The organism is Rhodovulum sp. (assembly GCF_011048875.1).
GTDB classification, from domain to species: Bacteria; Pseudomonadota; Alphaproteobacteria; order Rhodobacterales; family Rhodobacteraceae; genus Rhodovulum; species Rhodovulum tesquicola.
The window spans coordinates 1-14,700 of sequence record NZ_DSDD01000025.1 but is presented as its reverse complement, the minus strand read 5'-3'; the positions used below and the strand labels follow the sequence as shown (position 1 = coordinate 14,700).

The 14,700-nt window shown below is 67.2% G+C and carries 16 protein-coding genes and 1 pseudogene; 4 read left to right on the top strand and 13 right to left on the bottom strand.

The annotated features are described in order from the left end of the window. The 5 genes from ENN83_RS00995 to ENN83_RS00975 all read right to left on the bottom strand — a co-directional run. Positions 1-967, bottom strand: a 967-nt coding sequence (locus ENN83_RS00995) for a Lon-like protease helical domain-containing protein (protein WP_287183029.1), incomplete at its 3' end; no start/stop codon positions are given. 72 nt (positions 968-1,039) lie between these two features. Next, positions 1,040-1,606: a L,D-transpeptidase gene (locus ENN83_RS00990; protein ID WP_287183028.1), complete on the bottom strand. Its 567-nt coding sequence runs from the start codon at positions 1,604-1,606 to the stop codon at positions 1,040-1,042. A 96-nt stretch (positions 1,607-1,702) separates the two neighbouring features. Beyond that, a complete protein-coding gene (locus tag ENN83_RS00985; RefSeq protein WP_287183027.1) occupies positions 1,703-1,945 on the bottom strand; it encodes a hypothetical protein in 243 nt (80 codons plus the stop codon). Between the two features lie 19 nt (positions 1,946-1,964). Then, positions 1,965-3,065: an S-methyl-5-thioribose-1-phosphate isomerase gene (gene mtnA, locus ENN83_RS00980; RefSeq protein WP_287183024.1), complete on the bottom strand. Its 1,101-nt coding sequence runs from the start codon at positions 3,063-3,065 to the stop codon at positions 1,965-1,967. Between the two features lie 77 nt (positions 3,066-3,142). Continuing rightward, positions 3,143-4,084 (bottom strand): glucokinase, encoded by a 942-nt coding sequence (locus ENN83_RS00975; RefSeq protein ID WP_287183021.1) that lies wholly within the window; start codon positions 4,082-4,084, stop codon positions 3,143-3,145. Between the two features lie 177 nt (positions 4,085-4,261). Here ENN83_RS00975 and ENN83_RS00970 point away from each other — a divergent pair, with 177 nt between their 5' ends. The 4 genes from ENN83_RS00970 (at position 4,262) to ENN83_RS00955 (ending at position 7,799) form a co-directional block, all read left to right on the top strand. Then, positions 4,262-4,801: a hypothetical protein gene (locus ENN83_RS00970; protein WP_287183018.1), complete on the top strand. Its 540-nt coding sequence runs from the start codon at positions 4,262-4,264 to the stop codon at positions 4,799-4,801. A gap of 226 nt (positions 4,802-5,027) precedes the next feature. Continuing rightward, positions 5,028-5,234 (top strand): zinc ribbon domain-containing protein, encoded by a 207-nt coding sequence (locus ENN83_RS00965; protein ID WP_287183016.1) that lies wholly within the window; start codon positions 5,028-5,030, stop codon positions 5,232-5,234. A gap of 101 nt (positions 5,235-5,335) precedes the next feature. Then, positions 5,336-7,312, top strand: a complete 1,977-nt coding sequence (locus ENN83_RS00960; RefSeq protein WP_287183014.1) for a heme lyase CcmF/NrfE family subunit — start codon at positions 5,336-5,338, stop codon at positions 7,310-7,312. A gap of 10 nt (positions 7,313-7,322) precedes the next feature. Then, positions 7,323-7,799: a cytochrome c-type biogenesis protein gene (locus ENN83_RS00955; RefSeq protein WP_287183012.1), complete on the top strand. Its 477-nt coding sequence runs from the start codon at positions 7,323-7,325 to the stop codon at positions 7,797-7,799. Between the two features lie 108 nt (positions 7,800-7,907). Here the strand turns inward: ENN83_RS00955 and ENN83_RS00950 are convergent, their stop codons facing one another. The 8 genes and pseudogenes from ENN83_RS00950 to ENN83_RS00915 form a co-directional block, all read right to left on the bottom strand. Next, positions 7,908-8,525, bottom strand: coding sequence for a TetR/AcrR family transcriptional regulator (locus tag ENN83_RS00950; protein ID WP_287183009.1), 618 nt, complete (start codon positions 8,523-8,525; stop codon positions 7,908-7,910). Further along, positions 8,518-9,390, bottom strand: a complete 873-nt coding sequence (gene ppk2, locus ENN83_RS00945; protein ID WP_287183006.1) for a polyphosphate kinase 2 — start codon at positions 9,388-9,390, stop codon at positions 8,518-8,520. Before ppk2 ends, ENN83_RS00950 begins: the two co-directional genes overlap by 8 nt. 35 nt (positions 9,391-9,425) lie before the next feature. After that, entirely contained in the window at positions 9,426-10,388 is a 963-nt protein-coding gene (locus ENN83_RS00940; protein WP_287183003.1) for an alpha/beta fold hydrolase, read from the bottom strand. A 53-nt stretch (positions 10,389-10,441) separates the two neighbouring features. Then, on the bottom strand, positions 10,442-11,314 hold the full coding sequence (locus ENN83_RS00935; protein ID WP_287183000.1) for an alpha/beta fold hydrolase: 873 nt from the start codon (positions 11,312-11,314) through the stop codon (positions 10,442-10,444). Positions 11,315-11,316: 2 nt separating this feature from the next. Further along, a complete protein-coding gene (metA, locus tag ENN83_RS00930) occupies positions 11,317-12,243 on the bottom strand; it encodes a homoserine O-acetyltransferase MetA (RefSeq protein WP_287182997.1) in 927 nt (308 codons plus the stop codon). Between the two features lie 47 nt (positions 12,244-12,290). Continuing rightward, positions 12,291-13,151 carry an ATPase gene (locus ENN83_RS00925; protein ID WP_287182995.1) on the bottom strand — a complete coding sequence of 287 codons (861 nt, stop codon included), beginning with the start codon at positions 13,149-13,151 and terminating at the stop codon, positions 12,291-12,293. 109 nt (positions 13,152-13,260) lie between these two features. After that, positions 13,261-14,364 carry an outer membrane protein transport protein gene (locus ENN83_RS00920; RefSeq protein WP_287182993.1) on the bottom strand — a complete coding sequence of 368 codons (1,104 nt, stop codon included), beginning with the start codon at positions 14,362-14,364 and terminating at the stop codon, positions 13,261-13,263. 111 nt (positions 14,365-14,475) lie between these two features. Continuing rightward, positions 14,476-14,700 (bottom strand): annotated as a pseudogene (locus tag ENN83_RS00915) (EamA family transporter); the annotation flags it as partial.

Below are 14,700 nucleotides of genomic sequence, written 5' to 3'. Positions count from 1 at the left end.
TTTCGGGGTCCTGGCCGACGATCACATTGACCGCGTAGCGGCGGAATTGCGGCTTGAGGTGATGGCGCGAGGTCGCCACGGGAAAGGCCCCGGCCTGCGCGCCGTCCTCGCGGATCAGGAACAGCTCGGCATTGTCGATCAGGTCCTCGCGCAGCGCCTGAAGATGCCGGGTGACGGAAAGGTGATCGGCAAAGCGGCGGACAGCATCGGCCAGCGCCGCATCGACGCCTTCGCGGGCCATGGCGACGTTCAGCTCCTCGACCTCGGCGCGCTGCGCCTTCAGCCCGCGCGGCACGTCCTTGAGCACATCCTCAAGCTGGTCGCGCAACTCGTCGATGGCCGCGCCGATCCGGTTGCGCTCGTCCTCGGGCAGTTTCTCGTATTCGTCGGGAGGCAGAATCTCGTCGCCCTTGCGCGGCGCCGCGCCAAAGCCCATCGGTGTGCGCATGATCGCCACGCCGCGCGCCCGCGCCGCATCCGCCAGTACGCCCATCGCTTGTTCGTGCCGCTCGGAATAGCTGTCCTCGATGGCGCGGCGGCGGGTCTGGTAATCCTCGGACTCAAAGATCGCGGGGATGTCGTCGGCCAGATCGTTGACCACCTTGCGCAGCGCGTCGCGCAACTCGACCGCACGACCGGGCGGCAATTCGGTGGCGATGGGCCGGCGCGGATCGTCGAAGCGGTTGACATAGACCCGGTCGGGCGGTGGCGGGCGCCGGGCGGCGGCCTCGGCCAGAACCTGTCGGGTGGCGCTGTGCCGTCCGGTGCCGGGCGTGCCAAGAACGTAAAGGTTGAAATCACCGTGATCGGTGTCGGCTGCCAGCCTCAGCGCCTCAAGCGCGCGATCCTGCCCGGGCCAGTCGCTGAGCGGGTCCAACTCGGCCGTGGTCGCGAAGCCGAGCGCAAAATCCTCCTCGCCCGCAAGGCGGCGGGCCGACAGCGGCTGGCCGGTCGCGATCTGGTCCATGGCTCTGCCCCGCTCGGGTTGCCGATGCCATGCGAACACGGTTGCGGGGCAGGGCGCAAGCCCGGCCGAGGCTCAGACCGCGTGCAGGATCGCGCGGCTGCCCAGCGGCACCTGTTCGTAAAGATGGATCACATGGGCATTAAGCATCCGCACGCAGCCGTTCGAGGAACGCTGGCCGATGCTGGCCAGATCGTTGGTGCCGTGGATGCGCAACATGCTGTCCGCACCGGCGAAGGTGAACAGGTAAAGCGCCCGCGCCCCCAGCGGATTGTTCGGCCCGCCGGGCATCCCGTCCTCGTATTTCTTGTAGAGATGCGGCTGGCGCGCGATCATCTCGTCGGTCGGCCGCCACGAGGGCCATTCCTTCTTGACGTCGATCCGGAACACCCCGGAAACGTAAAGCCCGTCACGTCCGATCGACACCGGATAGCGGATCGCGCGACCTTCGGGCAGGGTCCAGTAGAGCGCGAAATCCCTTGGGACGACGTGGACTTCACCCGGCTCCACATTGCGGATGCGCACGATCCGGGGGGCAAGCGGGTCGGGCTCTGCGGGGGCGGGTTTCGTGCCCTGGGCCAGCGCAGGGCCGCCAATCAGCCCGGCCGCCGCTGCGTTCAGCAGGAAAGATCTGCGGTTCATCCTGGAAATGCCATACTTGCCAACGTCTTAGAAGAGGTTAACGCAAGATTCGGGCAACACAAGGGCGAACTGCATTCGTTCACGCGGTTGCGAGACTCACCGGACGCCGCCGCGCCTGCGGCGCAATCCTCGCATCAGCGCCGCGATATCGAACCAGATCAGCACAAGGCCCAGCGGAATCATCCAGAAGCCGACCACCGGCAGGAAGCCGACGAGACCGCCCAGCAACAACAGAATCCCCACAAGGCTGCGCGCCCCCGGCGGCAGGCGGCTGCGCGCCCAGCGCGATACCTGGTCGATCCTGGCGCGCAGTCCTGCCCGGCCTTCTTTCCCGCTCATCCCGACGGCGGGCGGCCTGTCAGCCCGCCGCCCGCGCATGTTCGGGGAACATCGCGGCCAGCCCCTCGGCGGTTGCGGGGGCGACGCCGCGTTCGGTGATCAACCCGGTGACAAGGCGCGCGGGCGTGACGTCGAAGGCGGGGTTGCGCACGGGCGTGCCCCGGGGCGAGATCAGCACCTGGCCGATGGCGCCGTCGGGCATCCGTCCCTGCACATGGGTCACCTCGGCCTGGCCGCGTTCCTCGATGGGGATCTCCCGGACCCCGTCCCAAACCGTCCAGTCGATGGTGGGCGAAGGCAGGGCGACATAGAACGGCACGCCATTGTCATGCGCGGCCAATGCCTTGAGATAGGTGCCGATCTTGTTGCAGACATCGCCCTGCGCGGTGGTGCGGTCGGTGCCGACGATCACCAGATCGACCTCGCCATGCTGCATCAGGTGCCCGCCGGCATTGTCCACGATCAGGTCGTGGCTGACGCCGTGGTTCAGCATCTCCCACGCCGTCAGTTGCGCGCCCTGGTTGCGGGGGCGTGTCTCGTCCACGAAAACATGGATGTCGATGCCGTCCGCGAGAGCGTGATAGATCGGCGAGGTTGCGGTGCCCCAGTCGACCGTGGCCAGCCAGCCCGCATTGCAATGGGTCAGAACGTTCACCCGCCCGCCGCCCTTGCGCGCGGCGATGTCGCGGATCAGGGCAAGGCCGTTCACCCCGATCCGGCGGTTGATCTCGACATCCTCGTCGCAGATCTCGGCCGCGCGGCGGAACGCCGCTTCGGCGCGGTCGGCAGGGGCAAGCGGCTTCAAGAGCCGGGTCATTTCATCCAGTGCCCAGCGCAGGTTGATCGCGGTGGGCCGCGTCTCGTGCAGCAACTCATAGGTTTCCGACAGCGAAGCGTCCGAGGGGTCCTCGGCCATCTGCACCGCCACGCCATAGGCCGCCGTCGCCCCGATCAGCGGCGCGCCGCGCACCCACATGTCGCGGATCGCATCAGCGAAGTCCTTTCGGTTGCTCAGGCTTGCGATCCGAAGCTCATGCGGCAGCCAGCGCTGGTCGATGATCTTGACCGTGCCATCCGCCTCGCGCCAGATGGAGCGGTAATGGGTTCCGTCGATCTTCATGGCCCTTGTGGTCCCCTGTGCTTGCGTTTGCGGTGTTTTGGCCGATTGCGGCGGGCTGCGAAAGGCGGCTCCTCGCCTCACGCGGTTTCGGCCAGATGCGCGGCGCAGCCCCTGAGCGCGGCGAAATCGTCGGTGATCGTGGCGATCGCGAAATTCTCCATCAGCCCCGACAACCGGCCCTTGGCGCGGAAGCTGTCATCCAGACCCAGCCGCGCCAGATGCGGGGTCATCGCGCGTGCGACGCCCCCGATCAGGTAGATGCCGCCATAGGGCAGATGGTGCAGGGCCAGGTCGCCCGCAACCCGGCCCAGCATCGCGGTGTAGCTGCGCAGCGCCAGTTCGGCCGCCGGATCGCCGGGCGCGGCGGCAATGATCGCGGGCCCCTCCAGCCGCCGCGTCGCGCCCGCCCGCGCCGTCACCCATCCGTATAGCGTTGCCAGCCCGCGCCCGGCCAGCACATCCTCGACCGCGGCAAAGCCATCCTCGCCGGCGGCGAAGCGGGCCAGCGACAGGTCATCCTCGCTGGCCACGGGCAGGCTGACATGGCCGGCCTCGTTTGCGGTGACCAGCCTGCCCGTCGGGGTGCGGTGAACGACCGTGACATTGACCCCGGTTCCCAGTCCGATCACAAGCCGCACGCCGCCCGGCGCGCGCGGGCCATCCAGCACCGGGACCAGCGCGTCTGGCTCAAGCTGGTCCAGCGCATGGCCCTGCGCCTGAAGATCATTCAACAGCCGCACCCGGTCCGCCCCGGTGACGCGCGCGATATCGGCCGCGTCGATCGACCAGTCCAGGTTGGTCAACCGCCCGCGCCCGCCCTGAACCGGCCCGGCCAGTGCGGCACACGCGCCGTCGATCCGGGGGCTGCCTGCCTCGGCCAGAAAGCGCATCAGGACAGAGCAAAGCCCGTCGAAACCGTCGTTGCGATAGCGCCGGATGCTGTCCTCGATGATGGCCGGCCCCTCGGCCAGTGCGGCGCGGGTATTGGTGCCGCCGATATCCACGACAAGCCGGGTCATGCGGCCTCGGTGCAGGGCAGGGAGCGGGGGGTGCTCGCGGTCATGGCGCGCAGGTTCGGCGGGGCGGGGGGCTGCGTCAAGCGCCGATCGCGGCGCGGTGGCACCTTGCGGATCGGCGCGGCCCCGGCCAAGCTGGGCATGGCAGGACAGGCAGGGCACCTTGAAGGGAGAGCGGATATGACCGGACGGATGGGCCGCGCGGTGGCGGTGCTGGCGATGGTGGCAGCCCTTGGCGGCTGCGTCCAGAACGGGGCGCCTTCGGGGCCGGTGCCGTCGGGCATCTCGCCGGTTGCCACGGGCAGCGTCCATAGCGGCATGATCGGCGCGGTGGTGCAGCCGGGCGGCGCAGCGTTGCCGGGCTGGGCGCCGGAACTTTCCGATGGCACCTTCCGCGCGGCACTGGAAAACGCGCTGCGCCAGGCGCGCATCATGGCGCCGGGCGGGGTGCGGACGCTCGAGGCAACGGTTCTTCAGGTCGACCAGCCGCCCAGCGAGACCTCGACCACCAAGGTCGTGCTGACCGTGCATTACCTGCTGCGCGATGTCACAGGCCGGCCGGTTCTCGAACGCCGCGTGACCTCGGGTTATACCGCCACCATCGCGCAGGCAGTGCAGGGGGTGGACCGTCTGCGCGTGGCCCGCGAAGGGGCGATGCGGCAGAACATCGACGTGCTGCTGCGCGAGTTCGGCAGTGCGAGTGCCGACGCCGCGTATTGAAAGCCTTGGCCTGCAAGCAGAAACCGCCTCTTTCCCGGGCGTTGCGTGGCAGAGCCGCCGCGTTGGCGGGCAGACCTCCGTCGTCCGGTATCGCGGCGCTTGCACCGGCTTGACCCTGGCGCCCGGCACCTGAAAAAAATGACCACGCATCACCGCGCGGAGCGTTGCCCCGCGCCCGAACAGGAAAACCCTGTCATGCCCATGCCCGCCTATCGCTGCGACGCCTGTGGAGCCCGACTGCGAATTGCTGATGCGCCCCGGCGATCTGCCGCCGGTCTGCCCGGGCTGCGGCAGCGGAGATCTGCGGCAGACGCTGTCGCGCGTGGCCCAGGCCGGCAAGACCGGCGCGCTGATCGCGGGCGCGCGCCGACTTGCCGCAAGGGACGGCCATTTCAGCAATTACGCCAAGACCGAGCGGCCCGGCCGCAGCTGACGGGCGGGGCCGGGCAATCTGCGCTCACGTTCGCGTCAACGCCTTGGTGGGAACGACGAAAAGCGATTGGCGCGCGGCGCCTTGGCGTCTAGAACATCTCCATGGTCATAGAACTCGGTCACTTCGCCCTTACGCTCGCCCTCGCCATCGCGCTGGTGCAGGCCGTCATTCCCCTGATCGGCGCCCACAAGGGCTGGAGCGGCTGGATGGCCATGGCCGAACCCGCCGCCACCGCGCAATTCCTGCTGACCGCGTTCAGCTTCGGCGCGCTGACCTATGCCTTCGTCACCTCGGATTTCTCGGTCAGCCTGGTGGTCAGCAACTCGCACACGCTGAAGCCGATGCTTTACAAGGTGACGGGCGTCTGGGGCAACCACGAGGGATCGATGCTTCTGTGGGTGCTGATCGTGACGCTGTTCGGTGCCATGGCCGCCTGGTTCGGCGGCGGGCTGCCGCCCGGCTTGCGCGCGCGGGTGCTGGCGGTGCAATCGGCGATTTCGGCGGCGTTCTTCGCCTTCGTGCTGTTCACCTCGAACCCGTTTACCCGGATGCAGGCAATCCCCTTCGACGGGCGCGACCTGAACCCGCTTTTGCAGGATCCGGGCCTCGCCTTCCACCCGCCCTTTCTCTATCTGGGATATGTCGGCCTTTCGATCTGCTTCTCCTTCGCGGTCGCCGCGCTGATCGAGGGGCGGGTCGATGCCGCCTGGGGGCGCTGGGTGCGGCCCTGGACGCTGGCGGCTTGGGTTTTCCTGACCATCGGCATCGCGCTTGGATCTTGGTGGTCCTATTACGAGCTGGGCTGGGGTGGGTTCTGGTTCTGGGATCCGGTGGAGAATGCCAGCTTAATGCCTTGGCTGATCTCGGCCGCGCTGCTGCACTCGGCCATCGTGGTGGAAAAACGCGAGGCGTTGAAAAGCTGGACGATCCTGCTGGCCATCGTGGCCTTCGGCTTCTCGCTGATCGGCGCCTTCATCACGCGCTCGGGGATCATCACCTCCGTGCATGCCTTCGCCTCGGACCCCGATCGGGGGATGTTCCTGCTGCTGATCCTGGGCGTGTTCATGGGCGGCGCCCTGACGCTTTATGCCGCCCGGGCCAGCGCGATGGAAGCAAAGGGCGTCTTCAGCACCGTCAGCCGGGAATCGGCTCTGGTGTTCAACAACATCCTGCTCGCGGTCTCGGCCTTCGTGGTCTTCGTTGGCACGATCTGGCCGCTCTTTGCCGAAATGGCCTTTGACCGCAAGCTGTCGGTCGGCGCGCCATTCTTCAACATGGCCTTCACGCCCTTCATGGTGGCTCTCGCGCTGCTGCTGCCGATCGGCTCGACGCTTCCGTGGAAACGCGGACGACTCGGTCGGGCGATGAGCACGCTACTGCCCGCGATGGGGCTGGCCCTCGCGATCGGCGCACTTGCCTGGTCGATGCAGACCGGGCGCAGCGCACTCGGCCCCGCGGGGCTGGCGCTTGGCACCTGGCTCATCAGCGGTGCGGTGGTCGATCTGTGGCTTCGGGCGGGGCGTGCGGGTCTCGCGGACAGGCTGCGCCGTATCGCGCGGCTTCCCCGCGCCGATTGGGGCAAGTCGGTCGCCCATGCCGGTGTCGGCATCACCATGATCGGGGTCGCGGGCGTCATGGCCTGGGAGATCGAGGATATCCGCGTCGCCCAGATCGGCGACCGGTTCGAAGTGGGCGGCTACGGCATCAGCTTCGAGAATGTCGAGGATGTGCAGGGGCCGAACTACATCTCGACCATGGCGACGATGGGCGTCTGGCGCGGCGAGACACGCATCGCGACGCTGACGCCGGAAAAACGGGTCTATCCCGTGGCCCGCATGCCGACCACCGAGGCGGCGCTCGATATCGGCTTCTTCCGCGATGTCTATCTGGTGATCGGCGACCCGCAGGAAAATGGCGGCTGGGCGGTGCGCAGCTACATCAAGCCCTTCGCAAACTGGATCTGGGGCGGGGCGATCATCATGGGACTGGGCGGGCTTCTGAGCCTCAGCGACCGACGCGTGCGGGTTGCCGCAGGCGCGCGTCGGGAAGGCGGTGCAACGCCGCTTCCGGCTGAGTGAGGGCAGGCGCATGCTGAAGCGGCTTTGCGTGATCCTGGTGGTGGTATTCGCCCAGACCACGCTTTCTACCGGTCCGGTCCGGGCCCTCGACCCGTCCGAACTTCTGGCGGACCCCGCGCTCGAAGAGCGCGCGCGCGAATTGTCACAGGGCCTGCGCTGCCTCGTCTGCCGCAACGAGAGCATAGACGATTCAAACGCCGAATTGGCCAGAGACCTGCGCCGCATCGTGCGCGAGCGGCTGGTTTCGGGCGACAGCGACGCCGAAGTCCTGGACTATGTCGTTGGCCGCTACGGCGAATTCGTCCTGCTCAAGCCGCCCGCGACCGGGGTGAACCTGATGCTTTATTTCGCGGGTCCCGCGATGCTGGGTCTTGGTCTGCTGGTGGCCGTCTTCTACATCCGCGCCCGCCGCGAGCGCGGGACCGGCCCGGACGAGCACCTCAGCGCCGAGGAGCAGGCCCGGCTCAGGCAGATCGTGGGCGACTGACGCGTCGCGCGGCCCTGCAAGCCTGTGCTTTCCCCTTCTTCTGGCCGGAAATATCCCGGGGGGAGTCCGCAAGGACGGGGGGCAGCGCCCCCCTGCGCCGGTCACGCCTCAGGCATCGGCCGGGATGAGTCCAAGCCCACGCAGATAGATGTCGATGCCGGTTTCCAGCAGTTCCTCGGCCGGGGAGGGCACGCGGGCCCCGGGGGCGCTGCGGGTGTAGAGTTCCACAACGCCATGGCTCATCGCCCGGATATGGGCCGAGACCATCGCCACGGGCGGCCGCTTTGCCTCGGGGATATGGCGCGAGAGGTCGCGCGCGGCGCGTTCCAGGACCGCGCTCGCCCGGCTCGCCATAGTGCACAGATCGGGATCGGCGTTCAGCGTCAGGCCCGATTCGAACATCGCCGTATAATGGCCGGGGAATTTCCGGGCAAAGGCGAGATAGGCCCGGCCCGTCGCCGAAAGGCCTGCCAGGGCAGAGGGCTGGCCGCTTTCATAGGCATGTTCCATCAGCTCCCCGAAGATGGCAAAGCCCTGGCGCGCGCATTCCGCGATCAGGTCCTCGCGGCCCGCGAAATGGCGGTAGACGGCGGCGGGTGTCACGCCTGCGGCCCGCGCCGCTTCGGTCAGGGTGAAGCCCTGGGGGCTTTTCTCGCGGATCAGAACCAGCGCGGCCTCGACCAGCGCCTGGCGCAGGTTGCCATGGTGATAGCCACGTTTAGACATCCCAGATCTCGGGGCCACCGCAGATCCTTGGATCGGGGGCGCCGACCACGGCGATGTCCTTGCCTGCGTAATCGACCCGCGTCAGCACCAGCCGTATCGCCGCAAGCCGCGCGCGCGACTTGTCGTCGGCGCGGATCACCGTCCAGGGCGCGGGACCGGTATGGCTGCGCGCAAAGGTGTCGCGGATCGCGGCGGTGTAGCTATCCCAGCGCTTCAACCCCTCGACGTCGATCCAGGACACCTTCCATTGCTTGAGCGGATCGTTCTCGCGCTTGAGGAAACGGCGCAATTGCTCCGCCCGGCCCACGTTCAGCCACAGCTTGATCAGCACGATGCCCTCGTCGACCAGCATCTTTTCGAATTCCGGCACCTGGGCAAAGAAATGCTCGCGCTCGTCCGGAGTGCAGAAGCCGAAGACATGTTCGACCACCGCGCGATTGTACCAGGACCGGTCGAAGAAAACGAGTTCGCCACCCGCAGGCAGGTGCGGGATGTAGCGCTGGAAATACCATTCGGTCTTCTGTCGGTCAGACGGCGCGGGCAGGGCGACCAGACGCGCAATGCGCGGGTTCAGGTTCTCGCGGAAGCGCTTGATCGTGCCCCCCTTGCCGGCGGCGTCGCGGCCTTCGAAGACGATGGCGACGCGCTTGCCGGTGGCCTTGATATCGGCCAGCATCTTGACCAGCTCGATCTGAAGGGACTGAAGCTCGACCAGATATTTGGCCTCGGCCATTCGCTTGCGATAGGGATAGCTGTCGGACAGGATGTCGCCCTTGCCGGCGGTCTCGATCGCCTTGCGGATCACCTCCGGGGCCTTGTCGCGGTAGAACTTGGTGATCGCACCGTCGAATGGCAGGTCCTTCATCGGTCCCTCCGCTGCGGTTTCGGCCAGTATGGCGATCAGGCGCGAGCGTGCAATCCGGCGCGGGCGGCGGCGCGGTCGATGGCGGCCAGCGTCGCGGCGGGGGCGGCATGGTGGGGCATGTGGCCTATGCCGGGCAATTCGGTCAGTCGGAAGGCCCGCAGCCGGGGCGCCAGCGCGCGGGAATGAACGTCGATCGAGACCGCGTTGTCGGCGGTGCCATGCAGGATCTCGACCGGCAGTCGCAGCTCCGGGTAGCGGTCGTTCATCGCCTCAAGCTGCGGTTTCAGGATTTCGACCTGGCGCGCGCTGGTGCGCAGCGTCTCGGGGCGCAGGGCAAGCTCGATCCCCACATAGTCGGTATAGCCCGCGGGCGGGCGTTGCGGGGCAAAGAATCGCGCGACAGCGCGTTCGGCACGCGCCCGGGTGGCCAGCGCCGAGACCACGGCGCTGCCCAGCCCGCTGGAGGCAACCGTGTAGAAGCGCGGCAACTCGCCCGGCCAGGGCATCGTCACCCCGGCCAGCGTGACCACGCCTGCCGCGCGGTCCGGATGGTTCAGCGCCCAGGCCATCGCGACCGCAGCGCCATAGGAATGGCCGACGATGATGGCCCGGCGGATGCCCAGCATCGCGGCGGCGGCGTCAAGCTGGGCGGCCTGTTCGGCCGGGGTCTCGCCGCGATTGTTCAGCGTCTGGGAATGGCCAAGGCCCGGCCGGTCGAAGGCGACGACACGGTAGCGCCGCGCCAGACGCCCGCTCAGCGAAAAGGTGAAGTCGCGCAGATTGGCCGAGGCGCCATGGATCAGGATCACCGCCGGGCCGCGTCCCTCGTCCTGGGCATGCACGATCCGCCCGCGCACCCGCATCAATTGCCCGGTGGGCGGATAAAGCTGCGCAGCCCGGTCAGGCGCTTCGGGCCGGTCCTGTGCGGCGGGGCTGGCGCAGGCGCTCAGAACCGAAGCGGCCATCAGGCCGGTAAAGGCGCGTCTGGTCGGCTTCATGGCGATCTCCCTTACAGGGGACATAGCGGCCGGGGCAGGCGGGTCCACCGGGTTCAGGCGTTATCGAGCAGCCCCGCGCGCCGCGCCGCGCGCGCGATCGCGGCGACGGCCGCCTCGGGGCGGGCGTGGTGGGGCATGTGCCCTACGCCATGCAGCTCGATCAGGTTCGCGCTTGGCACGCGGGCTGCCAGCGGCCGGGAGTGGACCTCGATCGGCACGATCCTGTCGGCAGTGCCGTGCAGGATCTCGATCGGCATCCTCAACTCGCCATAACGCGCGGCCATCGCGCGGATATGGGGTTTCAACCCATTCACCTGCCGCGTATTGGCGCGCAGGCTGTCGGGGCGCAGCGAAAGTTCAATGCCGATATGTTCGGCATAGCCCTCGGGCACCGGATCGGGATCGAAGATCCTCTCGATGGTCTGATGCGCCAGCGCGCGCGGCGCGAAGGCCGAGATCAACGGGATCACCACCGCCGCGCCGAAATCCGTGGAGGCGATCATATACCACGGCCCCAGCCCGCCTTGCCAGGGCATCGCGGCGCCCGCCAGCGACACCACCGCCGCCGCGCGGGCGGGATGGTCCAGCGCCCAGGCCAGCGCCACCGAGCCGCCGAAGGAATGGCCGACAAGCACCGCGGGACCAAGCCCGAGCCGGACCGCCGCCCGTTCAAGGATCTCGGCCTGTTCGAACGGGCTTTCGCCATCCGGGTGCAGCTGATCGCTATGGCCCAGCCCCGGGCGGTCGAACGCGGTCACGCGGAAGCATTCGGCCAGCCGCCCCATCAGGTCGAAGGTGAAATCCCGCGTGTTTCCGCCCGCCCCGTGCAGCAGGATCACGTCCGGGCCCGAACCTTCCTGATGGGCATGCACGCGGGTGCCGTCGATGTCCAGAACCTGGCCCGTGGGCATGTAGCGGTCATGCATTCTCAGGCGGTCCCGATCCGGTCGATGTCATAGGGGGTCGTCTGGTAGATCTGGTTGATCCAGTTGCCGTAAAGCAGATGTGCATGGCTGCGCCAGCGGTTCTGCGGCGCCTTTGCCGGATCGTCGCCGGGATAGTAGTTCACCGGCACTTTGATCGGCGTGCCATTCGCCACATCGCGGTCATATTCCTGTTTCAGCGTGTCGCTGTCGTACTCGAAGTGGTTGAAGATATAGAGCGCGCGATGCGCCGCATCCTCGATCAGGCAGGGCCCGACCTCGTCGCTGCCCAGAAGCGTCACCAGCCCCGGCACCGCGTCGATCTCGGCCTGGCGCATTTCGGTCCAGCGGCTGACGGGGATCACGAAATCGTCCGAGAACCCGCGCAGAAAGGGCGAGGTCGGCATCAGGTTGCGGTGCCGGAAACAGCCGAACGCCTTGTGTTCCAGCATGTGCTTTTCGACGCCATGGAAATGATAGATCATCGCCATACCGCCCCAGCAGACGCCGAAGGTGGAATGGACATGGGTCTGGGTCCAGTCCATTACACGGACAAGCTCATCCCAATAGGTGACCTGCGGAAAGGGCAGATGCTCGATGGGGGCGCCGGTGATGATGAAGCCGTCGAATTTCTCGCCGCTCGCGGCGACCTCGGCAAAAGGGCGGTAGAACGCCTCCATATGCTCGGCCGCGGTATTCTTGGCCTGGTGCCCGGTCATCCGGATCAGGTAAAGTTCGATCTGTAGCGGCGTGGCACCGATCAGCCGGGCGAATTGCGTCTCGGTCTGGATCTTCTTGGGCATCAGGTTCAGCAGGCCGATGCGCAGGGGCCGGATGTCCTGACGCGCCGCCGCCTCCTCGCCCATCACCATCACGCCCTCGCGCGTCAGCACGTCATAGGCGGGCAGCGAGGTGGGGATCTTGATCGGCATCGGGCGGGCCTTTCCGGAAGACGCGGAGACGACAGATAGGCGGCTTCTCAGCGGGCCTCAAGGGCGCGGGCGACCAGTTCGACGAAGTCCGCGGGGCTGGTGACCCTTGCCACATCCCGGGCGGCGACCTTGACGCCCCAGTTGCGCGCCATCGCCGCGTAGCGCGGCTGACGGTGGGCCAGCGCGCGGGCATAGGTCCAGCGCACGAAGGCATCGGGATCGACCTCCGGCTCGGTCAGGCCGGTTTCGTCCAGATAGGCCGCCCAGGTCGCGTGCAGGAAATCGGGCTGGTAATACATCGGCTTGGGCGCGCGGTCGAAACGCGCGACCAGATCGGCGGTGTGTGCGTCGGAGCCCTCGATCCAGACCAGCAGCAGGTTGCGCGCAAGCGTCGTCAGCACCTCGTCCTCGGGGTTCTCGGGGTCCACCACCTCGCAGACCGACCCGCCCGAGTCGCAGACGAAGTTGCCGTAGCCGTAAAGCTCCTCGGCCCGCTCGATGAAGCGCGGGGTGTCCAGCAGGGCGCTGATCTCGGCGGCGCGGTGCTGTTCCTGCCGGCGCATGTATTCGGCAAAGCTCAGCCCGCCCTTTTCCGCCGCGCCGGGCTTGCCCAGATAGGTCGAAAGCGGTGCCAGATTGTCGAAGGTGATGTTCGAGGCGATAAAGACGCTGTCGGTCAGCAGCAATTCGCGCAGCAGCGGCACCTTCATCGCCTCGCGCTTGAAATTGTCGGCGATCAGCTCGCCCATGTAGCGGGTGCCGATGCGGTAATCAACCGAGTAGTGGAACCAGTCGCCCCGCGCGCGCAGCATGTTCGAGACATGGGTCTTGCCCAGCCCCGACATCCCGAACAGAAGCACCCGCTTGCGCGGCGCCGAACGCCACTCTGCCGCCGACTCGTAGATCATGCCTTGCCGCCCTTGCCGAACGGGCATCTGGTAGCGGGCGGGCGGGGAGCGGTCAAACGAAACCGCCCGGACGTGCCGGGCGGCCGCGGGGGTAGGGCGCGTGGGTCGATCAGAACGAATAGCCGACGCGCAGCCCGAAGCCCCAGCCGTAGTTGCCTGAAAAGTCGCCATCTATCCCGCGGGTAGTCGCATCGCCGATATCGACATAGCGCAGGCCGCCGGTGATCTTCGCCGGACCGTTCGTGTAGGTGAGCGCCAGGCCCGCCGACTTGAACCCATCCGTGGGACCCAGATTGCCGGTCACATTGCCCTTGGTCTCTTCGTAGGCGAGCAGAACCGCGCCGGACCAGTTGTCGTTGAACTTGCGGCCCAGCCCCAGATTGTAGGTGATGACATCGTCAGTGTAGAAAACGAGAGCATTGCCATAGACGTTGCGGTATTCGTCGGGGTCGATCGTGAACTCGGTCCAGTTCACCCAGCGAACCGAGCCGAACAGCAGCGTGTCGGCCGCGATGCCGGTCTGGAACTCCAGGTTGATCGATTCCGGGATCTCGGTCTTGAAGGTGCTTTCGACGACGATGCCGCCCGTCGACGGGCCGCTTTCAGCGGCATCGAACGTGTGGTTGATCGCAGAATTGTAGGTCAGCGCCACCCGCGCTGCAATCTCCGGCTTTTCCCATGCGATCCCCAGAACATAGCCGAAATCCGTCTCTTTCGAGGTCTCAAGCGTGTAGGGGTTCGGGTTGAGTGCCGGGAACGGCAGATTGACCGTCCCGGATGTCCTCAGCGCGCGCAACCCGCCGATCAGGCTGAGATTGTTGTCGAACCTGTACCGGGCCAGTGCTGTCACAGCGGTCGCGTCAAGTTCGGCCGTGGTGCCCGCGACCGGGTAGCCCGTGCCGGACCGGTAGTCGACATCCGCGCCGATCGGCTGGTCGAGGATCAGCGCGAGATCCAGCGACGGGGTAAGAGCCTGCTTGTAGCCCAGCGAAAAGGTGTTGTAGCCGGGCGCCATGTCGCCGGAAGCAAACCCTCCGATGATCGGGCTGGCCACGCCAGACACCTTGGCGTCGAATGTGCTGAAACTCAGCTCCGCATAGGTGCCCGGCTCGAACAGGATGCCGACCGACTGGGTCGAGCGCTCGACGCCTCCGGCATGGGCGCTGCCGATCCCCATGGCGGTCAGGACGCCCCCCGTCACCACGTTTTTCATTTTCCCTCCCCACGAAACGTCGCGCCCGTTGACGGTAGTGTGACGGGCCGCTTTCGGTCAATTGCGAACGCCGCCTTAATCGCGCCGGGTAATGCCTTGCCGCAAAGCGTGTCACCGCGGATGCAGTTCCGTCCTCAGGTTGAGAAGGTTCGCCGCCAGGATCACCGCAGCGCCCAGGAACACCGCCGCTTCCAGCGGCTCGCCGTAAAGCAGCATGCCGACCACGGCGATCACCGGCAGGCGCAGGAAATCGAGCGGCATCACGATGATCGCGGGTGCGACCATGAGCGCGCTGGTCAGGCAGTAATGCGCCATCAGCCCGGCCACCCCCAGCAC